Below are 10449 nucleotides of genomic sequence, written 5' to 3'. Positions count from 1 at the left end.
TCCCGTTGAGGTACTCTTCGGCGGCGAGCGATGAAGCCGAAAATGCGACCGATAATCCGAGGCCGCTCAGCAGGGTAAGGCGAGTCAAAGAGTGGAAAACGCTACGTTTCATGAGGTCTCTCAACGATCGGAGGGAGGTTAAAGGTGAGGTTTTGTAGGAATCGAGTGCGATCCAATGTCGTTTTTTTCGGATTTCGAATTCTCGAACAATCAGAGTTTACACGGCGTCAAAAGTGTTGACGAGCACGAAGCTCCCGATATCATGAATTAGCGGTTTGTGATCTCACGCTAAGCGAGATCCGACCGACTCCCGCCCGCCCATTCTTTGGGCTACTCGTATCAGGCTGTAGCGTACTGATACTGGATTGGCGTTATCAGACTCGCTGTTCTCTGAAATCCAATCGCTCTCACTGCTTCTGGTTTGATGCTGATGCACAAGCACGAAGTCGAAAAACGCTGTTGGCATTGCATACAGAGACCTGCGTGCAAACGAACTCTGTCAGCCGAACTCTGTCAGCACGAGTAATGCCATGGCCTATCGAACGATCTTGTTCGCAGTCGTTTCCCTGATCTGCGTGGACTTAGTCGCGAACGAGTCCACCGCTGCCAAGCCGTCGCCGAGTTACGCTCGGGACGTTGAGCCCATTTTTCGCAACAAGTGTTTTGGATGTCATCAGGCCGCTAAGCAGCTCGGCCAGTACCGCATGACCGATTTTAGGTCGTTGGTCACAGGCGGTGAGAGTGGATCGCCGGCGATTGTGCCAGGCAAACCCGACGCGAGTTATTTGATCGACCAAATCACGCCCGTCGATGGGCATGCAGAGATGCCGAAATCTCCGGCCGAGCCACTACACGCAATCGAGATCGAAACGATACGGCAGTGGATCGCCGACGGAGCGCAGGACGATTCGCAAGCTGCCGCGGAGCCAGTGTTCACCCCCGACAATCCGCCCGTATATGTCGGTCCACCGACGCTGCCTTCGATCGATGTTTCACCCGACGGAAAACAGATTGCCGTCGCGGGGTTTCACGAAGTCATTCTGCTCAATAGCGAGAACGGGGAAACCATCTCGCGATTGATAGGAATGAGTCCACGTATCAATGCGGTCCGCTTTTCGCCTGATGGGAAACGGATCGCCGCGATCGGAGGAACGCCTGGGGTACAAGGCGAAGTACAAATCTGGGATGTCGCAGCACATGAATTACGCATGTCGTTGCCGATGACACATGACACCCTCAGCGGCGCTAGCTGGTCACCGGATGGAAGCAAGCTTGCATTCGGTGCAACGGACAATGTCGTTCGCGCCATCGATACTGAATCGGGCGAACAGGTGCTGTTTCAAGGGGCGCATGACGATTGGGTTCGCGACACGGTGTTCACACCCGATGGAACTCATTTGATTTCGGTCGCGCGCGACATGTCGTGCAAGTTAACCGAAGTTGCGACCGAGCGGTTTGTGGACAACATCACCTCGATCACTCCGGGAGCATTGTCCGGGGGACTCAATAGTATTGCGATCCATCCCGAGCGAAACGAAATCTTGATTGGCGGTGCGGACGGTGTTGCCAAGGTTTACCGTGTGTTCCGCGAAACCGCTCGCAAAATTGGCGACGATGCCAACTTGATCCGCAATCTGCCAGAAATGCCTGGCCGAATCTTTAGCGTCGCAATCAGCCCCGATGGCTCTCGCTTAGCCGCTGCGTCGACGCTTGATGGTCGCAGCGAAGTACGTGTTTGGAAGTACGACTTTGTGGGGACCTTGTCGGACGAAGTCAAAAAAATCATGGCCAAACGGGCACCACAACGCTCGGCCAAAGAAAAACAATTGCTGGCGGCTTATCAGTCCAAGGAAACCAGCGAGATCGCGAGGTGGAGTAGCGATACCGCGGCAGTTTACGCGATTCGTTTCTCGAGTGACAACCGTTTGATGTTTTCGGGTAACGATGCGGTGCTGCGGCGGATGGATGCCGACGGATCACGAGTGTCCGAGGTTCCAATTGTTGCGATCGAATCCGAAACGAATGCCCTACACAGTGCTTTTGATGCCAAGGCGTGGATGCAGATGCAGGCCACGAAGGAAGCGTCGTTGCCGGATGGGGCGGCGATGGATGCTGATTTGGCCGTAAATGTTAAAGCTGCTCGCGGATTGACGGTCTATCCCGAGACGATCCGATTGGATTCTCCGTATGCCTATAGCCAAATCGTGGTGATGGCGACGCTGACGGACGAGACAATCGTGGATGTAACGCGTCACTGCGACGTCCGCGTTCCCCCGCTGATTGCAATCAATCAACGTGGTTTGATTCGACCGATCGATCAAGGGCACGGCGAGTTCGTGGTTCGCGTTGGCGAGCTAACAAAAACCGTTCCTGTCGAAGTCCGCTTGGACGACAATGACGTCTCCGCCGGGGCGGTCGATTACATTCACGACGTCAATCCCGTGCTCAGTCGCTTAGGGTGTAATCAAGGAACCTGCCACGGAGCCCAGAAAGGCAAAAATGGATTTCGTTTGTCGCTTCGGGGTTATGATCCCGTGTTCGACTTGCGAGCACTCAAAGACGACTTGGCGGCTCGGCGGATCAACCCGGCTTCGCCAGACGATTCGTTGATGCTGAGAAAACCGCTTGGTTTGACGCCGCATCAAGGTGGCGTGCTGATGGTCGACGGAGATCCCAATCATGCCATCCTACGTCGCTGGATTGCTGATGGAAGCCAAGTCAATCTACAGTCACCGCGTGTTGCGTCGATCGAAATTTTTCCCGCCAATCCTACTGTCCAGGCGATCAAGTCGCGTCAACAAGTCCGCGTGGTTGCCACCTATCGCAACGGCACCGTGCGTGACGTTACCCGCGAGGCGTTTATCGAAAGCGGGAATTCCGAGGTTGCCACGGCCGATGCAAAAGGACTGCTAACGGCGGTTCGTCGTGGCGAAGCTCCCATCCTCGCTCGTTTCGAAGGGGCCTACGCCGCGACAACGTTGACCGTGATGGGCGATCGCTCCGGCTACGAAGATCCCGCACTGGTCACCTACAACACGATCGATGAACTGGTCGCCCAAAAATGGCAGCGAGTCAAAGTCGTGCCAAGTCCGCTGTGTGATGACGCGACATTCCTTCGCCGTGTCCATCTTGATTTGACGGGATTGTTGCCTACGAGCGAACAGGTCAAATCGTTCTTAGCGGACTCGACCGAATCACGCGTGAAGCGAGCCCAGGTGATTGATGACTTGATCGGTAGTGAGCCCTATGTTGCCTACTGGACTAACAAATGGTGCGACCTATTGCAGGTCAATCGAAAATTTCTTGGCGTCGAAGGCAGCACGAAGTTTCGAGAATGGATTCGCACCTGTGTTGCTGAAAATCGGCCTTATGACCAATTTGTTCGCCAGGTGCTAACGGCGAGCGGATCGAACAACGAAAATCCTCCAGCTTCGTATTTCAAAGTGCTGCGGACGCCTGAGGATACGATGGAAAACACCACGCATTTGTTCTTGGGCATCCGCTTCAATTGCAACAAGTGCCACGATCATCCGTTTGAACGGTGGACCCAAGACCAGTACTTTCAGCTGTCCGCCTACTTTGCTCAGGTCGATTTGAAGAAAGATCCAGCGTCAGGTAATCGCAAGATCGGTGGGTCGGCGGTCGAAGGTGCAAAGCCGCTATTTGAAATCGTGGCCGACAAAGCCGATGGTGAAATCAAGCACGGCAGGACCGGGGATATCGTTGCCCCCGATTTTCCGTTTGCCGTCGAACATGAAACGAGCGACGATGCGTCGCGTCGCGAGCAGCTTGCACGCTGGATGACCGATGCCGACAATCCCTATTTTGCTCGTAGTTATGTCAACCGATTATGGGGCTATCTACTTGGCGTTGGCTTGATCGAACCGATCGACGACATTCGCGCCGGCAATCCGCCAACGAACCCGGAACTGTTGAACTTCTTGACCGACCACTTTGTTGAATCTGGGTTCGATACGCGGGCGATGCATCGTTTGATTTGCAATAGCCGGACCTATCAATTGAGTATCGAGTCGAATCCGCTAAACGAAGACGATCATCTGAATTACTCGCATGCAATGCCACGGCGATTGCCAGCCGAAGTGATTTACGATGCCGTGCATCAGGTCACCGGAGCGGTCAGCTCGATTCCCGGAATGGCCAAGGGAACACGTGCCGCGGCGTTACCCGATTCCGGGGTGAAGCTTGCCGATGGATTCCTGCAGAACCTGGGACGACCGGCTCGCGAAAGTGCATGCGAATGTGAACGTTCCTCGGATCTACAGCTCGGACCAGTGATGGCACTGATCAGTGGCCCGACAATTGGCACCGCGATCTCGGATCCGCAAAACGAACTTGCCAAAATCGTCCAAGACTGCCCTGATGACGAAACACTCGCCGAAGAGGTTTTCTTGCGAGCGATCGGACGTCGCCCCAGCGAACCCGAAGTCACGGCGTTTCAGAGCATTATCGGCCAAGTTCAAACGGATCACGATGCTTTGCAAAAGCAGGTTGCGAAGTCCGAAGCCGATTGGAAGATTCGACGGGCTGAACTCGAAGCCGTTCGCGAAACGAAACTTGCCGAGGTTGTCTCGCAGATTGCCAAGCGTACCGAGGCAATCAAGCCCGAACGAACACGGCTCGAAGAAGAGCGAGCCAAACGGGTCGCCGCGGCTGAAAAAGCACTGAATGAAGCACAAGACAACTTGATCACGACTACCGAAAAACGATTTGCCGGTGCGTCCAATGTCGAATGGCATCCTTTAGCGGCGAGCGAATTGTCGGCATCGAACAAAGCGGTGTTGACGCCGCAGCCAGACCGTTCCGTCCGAGCATCGGGCAGCGCCGACAAAGGCATCTACACGATCAAGATGCCGACGACGCTGAAGCAGATCACGGGGTTTCGGTTGGAAGCCTTGCCGGCTGCCGATCTGCCTGCCGGCGGCCCCGGGTTGCCCGACAACGGTAACTTTGTCGTTACCGAATTGGTCATCCATGTGCAAAACAACGGCAAAGTTCAAAAGCCGGAAAAGGTCGAAATTGCCAAGGCACAAGCCGATTTCACCCAAAGTGGTTTTGACATTAGCACTACGTTTGATGGGAAAACAAATGACCAAGGCGGATGGGCCGTATCTCCTTCGTTAGGCGTCGTGCACTGGGCGACGTTTCAATTGAAAACTCCGATTGCAAATCCCGACGGATGTACTTTGACGTTTGATCTACATCAATTCCACAACGCAGTGAAACATCGTTTGGGTTTATTTCGCATCTCGGCCACCACGGCTCAAGGCGACATTCCGCTCAGCCAGAGTGAATCCATTGCCGCGGCGCTATCCACTCCGTCGGACCAGCGCAGCGAAGCGGTGACCAAGTTGATCATCGACTATGGGGCGGCCACCGACCCAGCGATTGCCGATTTGCGTGCGTCGTTGGCCGAAGCGCGTAAGCCGGTTCCAGCGGACCCGGTGCTGGTGAAATTGCAGCAACGCCAAGAGAATCTGTCGATCGCAACCGCAGACGATCCTGCATTGGTCCAGCTTCGCAAAGATCTTGCTGAAAGCACGAAACAACTCGGCAATGTCCGTTTGACAGCGGCCGAAGATTTGGCGTGGGCGCTGATCAATAGCCCTGCGTTCCTGTTCAATCACTGAGCCCTCCTCCACCGCCGTCCCAATTAACCGAGAGAACGAACGATGTTGTCATTCAAAGGGTTTAAAGCCAAAGATCTTTGCGATCCGCATCTCTCGCCAACACGTCGCACGTTTCTGCGAGTGGGTGGTTGTGGCATGCTCGGTTTGTCATTGCCATCACTGTTGAAAATGCAAAACGCGGCGGCTTCGGAAAAACATGTCGGCGGTCCGGGATGGGGCAAAGCGAAGAGCATCATCCTGCTGTATCTGCAGGGCGGACCGAGCCAATTGGATTTGTGGGATCCCAAAGAAAATCTGCCCGATAACGCCAAGAGTGTTTTCAAGCCGATCAGCACCAAGATCCCTGGAGTGAAGTTCACTGAAAACCTACCGCAACTGAGCCAGGTGAACGATCGCTTCACGATGATTCGGTCGATGTCTTATACGCCCAATGGTTTGTTCAATCACACCGCGGCGATTTACCAAATGATGACCGGCTATACGACCGACAAGGTCAGTCCGTCGGGGCAGCTCGAACCGCCATCGCCAAAGGACTTTCCTAATTTTGGCAGCAACATCGTCAAGATGCGTCCGTTGGATGAACCGATGCTTCCGTTTGTCATGCTGCCGCGACCGCTTCAAGAATCCAACGTCGTCGGCAAGGGAGGTACTGCGGGGTTCCTCGGCAAAGCGTTTGATCCGTACACGCTCTATCCCGATGGAGACGACATGGATATGGACAAGATGAGCCGCATCAAGATCGATGATCTGCAATTGCGTCCGGAGGTGTTCAGCGTCCGGTTGCAGCGGCGAGCAAGACTCCGGGATCTCTTGAATGCACAGATGCCTCAGATCAACGAGGCGGTTGAGTCGTTCGAATTGGATCAGTACTACGACCAAGCGTTGTCATTGATCGTTTCGGGGCGTGCACGCGATGCGTTTAATTTGTCAGCCGAATCCGACGAGATCCGTGACGCTTATGGACGCAATACCTTCGGTCAGAGTTGTTTGTTGGCTCGACGATTGGTCGAAGCGGGCACTCGTGTGGTCGAAGTCATTTGGCCCAAGGTCGCCAACAGCGACAATCACTCGTGGGATCACCACACCGGGCTTAGCAAACGGATGAAAGACCAATCGGCTCCGATGCTTGATTCAGCATTGTCGACTCTGATCACCGACATGGATACTCGCGGATTGCTCGAGGACACGTTGGTCGTGGCGGTAGGCGAATTTGGTCGCAGTCCTCAGCGGGGCGTCAGCACCAGCGGAAATAACAACAGCGATGACGGCCGCGATCATTGGCCATATTGCTACACCGCGGTGATGGCGGGGGCGGGAACCAAACGCGGGTACATCCACGGCAAGAGCGACAAGACCGCGTCGGCACCGCTGGAAAACCCAGTGCATCCGGCAGAGCTATTAGCGACGATTTACCACAGCTTTGGAATTGCGCCAGAGACAATCGTCTACAACCACCTGAATCAACCCCGTGAATTAGTCAAAGCCGAGGCAATTTCAGCGTTGATGGCATGATGGGGGTGGGGCGAGGATTCCGTTCTTGAGAACATTTCCGTCAAAATTTGGCGGCAATCGGGCTGACAGCAGCGTGTGAAGAGGAATCGGCAAAACTTTTGGAACTTCCAGGCCTGACAAAGTTGGCGCTATGGTTCCTCAGTTCGCGTTGGAAACGTATATTTTTAGCTTCTCGGAAACGTTTCCCTTGTGCGCGAGCGCGAAAGCCCCCTTAAAGTCGATGAAGATTCACGAATATCAAGGCAAGCAACTGTTCCGCAAAGCTGGTGTGCCGGTTTTAGAAGGACATGTCGCAAAGACCGCTGACGAAGCGGCTGCCGCATTTGACAAACTCGGCGGTTCCATTGCTGTTGTCAAAGCCCAAATCCATGCGGGCGGACGCGGTAAGGGAACCATTATCGATACCCCAGAGCAACGCGGCGTTGTGCTCGTCAAAAGTGCCGACGAAGCGCGTGCGGCTGCGAACGGTTTGCTCGGCAAAACGTTGGTCACCATCCAGACCGGCGAAGAAGGCAAAGTCGTTAATCAAGTCTTTGTCGAAGCTGGTTGCGATATCGCCCGCGAATTGTACCTCGGCATCGTGGTCGACCGCGAAGCGTCTCGCCCGGTATTGATGGTCAGCACCGAAGGCGGTGTGGAGATCGAAAAAGTTGCCGAAGAAACTCCGGAATTGATCTTCAAGGAACATTTCGACCCCGCCGTGGGTTTGGATGCGTTCCAAGTTCGCAAGCTTTGCAAAAAGCTGGGAATCGAAGGCGCGGCGGCCAAGGCAGCCTTCAAATTTATGAAAGCGATTTGCCGCTTCTTTGTCGATTACGATTGTGCGATGGCGGAAATCAACCCGCTTGTGATCACCGGCAGCGGTGAAATGGTTGCTTTGGACGCGAAGATTACCTTCGATGACAATGCGATGTTCCGCCACAAGGACTTGCTCGAACTACGCGATTTGTCCGAAGAAGAACCAAGCGAAGTGCGTGCGAGCGATTCGGGACTTAGCTACGTTAAACTCGAAGGCAACATTGGTTGCCTCGTCAATGGTGCAGGTTTGGCGATGTCGACGATGGACATCATCAAATACCACGGTGGCAAACCGGCAAACTTTCTCGATGTCGGCGGCGGAGCGAACGCTCAGCAAGTGACCGAAGCTTTTCGGATTTTGTTGTCGGACCCCAACTGCAAGGGCGTGCTTGTCAACATCTTTGGCGGAATTGCACGCTGTACCACGATTGCATCGGCATTGATCGAAGCGAGCAAGACGGTTGGCTTTAACGTTCCCTTGGTCGTCCGTCTCGAAGGCACCGAGGTCGAAGAAGGCCGCAAGATGCTTGCCGAAAGCGACGTGGATGTCATCAACGCGACCGACATCACTGACGCAGCCAAGAAAATCGTGGCTGCCGCTGCGGGTTAATGCGGCGGGCTCAGTCAGCCGTGGGCATGAGCCACGGCAACAGGCAAAACCGCGTCAAATCCGCCGCCATTCGCGGCGGATGACCATCACCAAGTCGGTTCCACATTCCATTCCTACACGTTCTCTACAATAGTCATTCGGTCATGAGCATTCTGGTTGACGGAAACACAAAAGTCATCTGCCAAGGCATCACAGGCAACGCCGGCACGTTCCATAGTCTAGGGTGTCGTGACTACGGCACCCAAATGGTCGGCGGAGTCACCCCGGGCAAAGGCGGCCAAAACGTCGAAGGCATTCCTGTTTTTGATACAGTCGAAGAGGCTGTCGATAAAACCGGCGCGAACGCGACGATGATCTTCGTGCCGCCGCCCTTTACCGCCGATGCGATCCTCGAAGCGGTCGACGCCGGGATCGAAATCATTGCCGCGATCACCGAAGGCGTGCCTGTCATCGACATGGTTCGCGTCTACGAAAAAGTGCGAGCAAGCAACTCGATTCTGATCGGCCCCAACTGTCCTGGTTTGATCACGCCTGGTTCATGCAAGATCGGCATCATGCCGGGTTATATTCATAACCCAGGCAAGGTCGGTGTGATGAGCCGCAGTGGAACTTTGACTTACGAAGCCGTTTGGCAAACCAGCAGCCTCGGTCTTGGGCAAAGCACCTGCGTTGGACTTGGTGGCGACCCGATCGTCGGCACTAGCTTTATCGACCTGCTGAAGCTGTACCAAGAAGACGATCAAACCGAAGCCATCTTGATGATCGGTGAAATTGGTGGATCGGCCGAAGAAGAAGCCGCCGCATTTGCCAAAGCCAATGTCACCAAGCCAGTGGCCGCGTTCATCGCCGGTCGTACCGCCCCTCCCGGAAAACGAATGGGGCACGCCGGTGCGATCATTAGCGGTGGTAAGGGAACGGCCGAAGAAAAGGTCGCGGCATTGGAAGATGCGGGTATCGTTGTCGCCCCCACACCGGCCGATATGGGCCAAGCCGTTGTCGACGCGATCGCTCGCAAAGGCTAATCGCTCTCCGCGGCGACCCCGTCGTGATTAGCCGCTGCTTTGGGCGCGGACATAAAATCCCGCGTCGAGACTGCGTCCTGATTGATCTTGAATTGTTGATCGGCCCGTTTTGATACGGAGCCGATCTTTTTTTGCGCCGCTTTGATGACCGCCGACCGCATCAAGTATTCCACCACATCGCTGGCGTCGACTTGAGGAGAGTGTCCCGTGATCAGCATCCGGAAATGCATCGGATCGATCAGTTCAAGACAATCGTCCAGCAGCGGCCATAGATCCCGCTCTAACCGCCACGTTTTCCCTTTCGGTGAATGACCATAGGCAGGCGGGTCCATCACAATGGTATGGTACTGCCGTTGGCGGCGAACTTCGCGTGCTGCAAATTTTGCAGCGTCGTCGACAAGGTACCGGATCGGTGCGTCGCTTAGCTGGTTGGTTTCCGCTGCGATTTTCGCGGCTGTCACATTGGGCTTGGCCGCATCGACGTGGACGACCGAAAAACCAGCACGTGCTAGCGCCATCGTGCTTGCCCCGGTGTAGGCAAATAGATTCAGTGCGAGCGGTTCGTTCGGTTGAGGCTCGCTCGACAACCACTGCCAATTTTTGGTTTGCTCGGGAAATAATCCAATGTGGCCAAAGGGAGTGGGGCGTACCGGCATGCTGAAATTGCCGCAGTCCAATGTCAGCGACTCGGGCCAAGCGGAGTGGTGAGTCCATCGTCGCTGCTGCACGTCATAGACCGCATCGGCATCCGCCCAGCGGTGCGGGTGTCGTGGCCGAGTCCCTTCGGCTGCGGGCGATGGACGAGAAACCAGATAACCACCTAGCGATTCGAGCTTTAGCCCGTCGCCGAAATCGATAA

The 10449-nt window shown here is 55.0% G+C and carries 5 protein-coding genes; 4 read left to right on the top strand and 1 reads right to left on the bottom strand.

Annotation, left to right across the window (positions count from 1 at the left end):
- Window positions 1-530: 530 nt before the first annotated feature.
- The 4 genes from RMSM_RS11925 to sucD all read left to right on the top strand — a co-directional run bounded on the left by RMSM_RS11925 (window position 531) and on the right by sucD (window position 9590).
- Window positions 531-5648 (top strand): DUF1549 domain-containing protein, encoded by a 5118-nt coding sequence (locus tag RMSM_RS11925; RefSeq protein ID WP_008695950.1) that lies wholly within the window; start codon window positions 531-533, stop codon window positions 5646-5648.
- A gap of 42 nt (window positions 5649-5690) precedes the next feature.
- Window positions 5691-7160: a DUF1501 domain-containing protein gene (locus RMSM_RS11920; protein WP_008695947.1), complete on the top strand. Its 1470-nt coding sequence runs from the start codon at window positions 5691-5693 to the stop codon at window positions 7158-7160.
- Window positions 7161-7380: 220 nt separating this feature from the next.
- Window positions 7381-8568: an ADP-forming succinate--CoA ligase subunit beta gene (sucC, locus tag RMSM_RS11915; protein WP_040765928.1), complete on the top strand. Its 1188-nt coding sequence runs from the start codon at window positions 7381-7383 to the stop codon at window positions 8566-8568.
- A 143-nt stretch (window positions 8569-8711) separates the two neighbouring features.
- Window positions 8712-9590 carry a succinate--CoA ligase subunit alpha gene (gene sucD, locus RMSM_RS11910; RefSeq protein ID WP_008695942.1) on the top strand — a complete coding sequence of 293 codons (879 nt, stop codon included), beginning with the start codon at window positions 8712-8714 and terminating at the stop codon, window positions 9588-9590.
- On the opposite strand, the gene RMSM_RS11905 is transcribed toward sucD, so the two are convergent.
- Window positions 9587-10449, bottom strand: an 863-nt coding sequence (locus RMSM_RS11905) for a class I SAM-dependent rRNA methyltransferase (protein WP_236622103.1), incomplete at its 5' end; no start/stop codon positions are given. The two genes, sucD and RMSM_RS11905, sit on opposite strands and share 4 nt — an antisense overlap.

Source organism: Rhodopirellula maiorica SM1 (assembly GCF_000346295.1).
Lineage (GTDB): Bacteria > Planctomycetota > Planctomycetia > Pirellulales > Pirellulaceae > Novipirellula > Novipirellula maiorica.
This window is presented reverse-complemented; position numbering and strand designations above follow the sequence as displayed.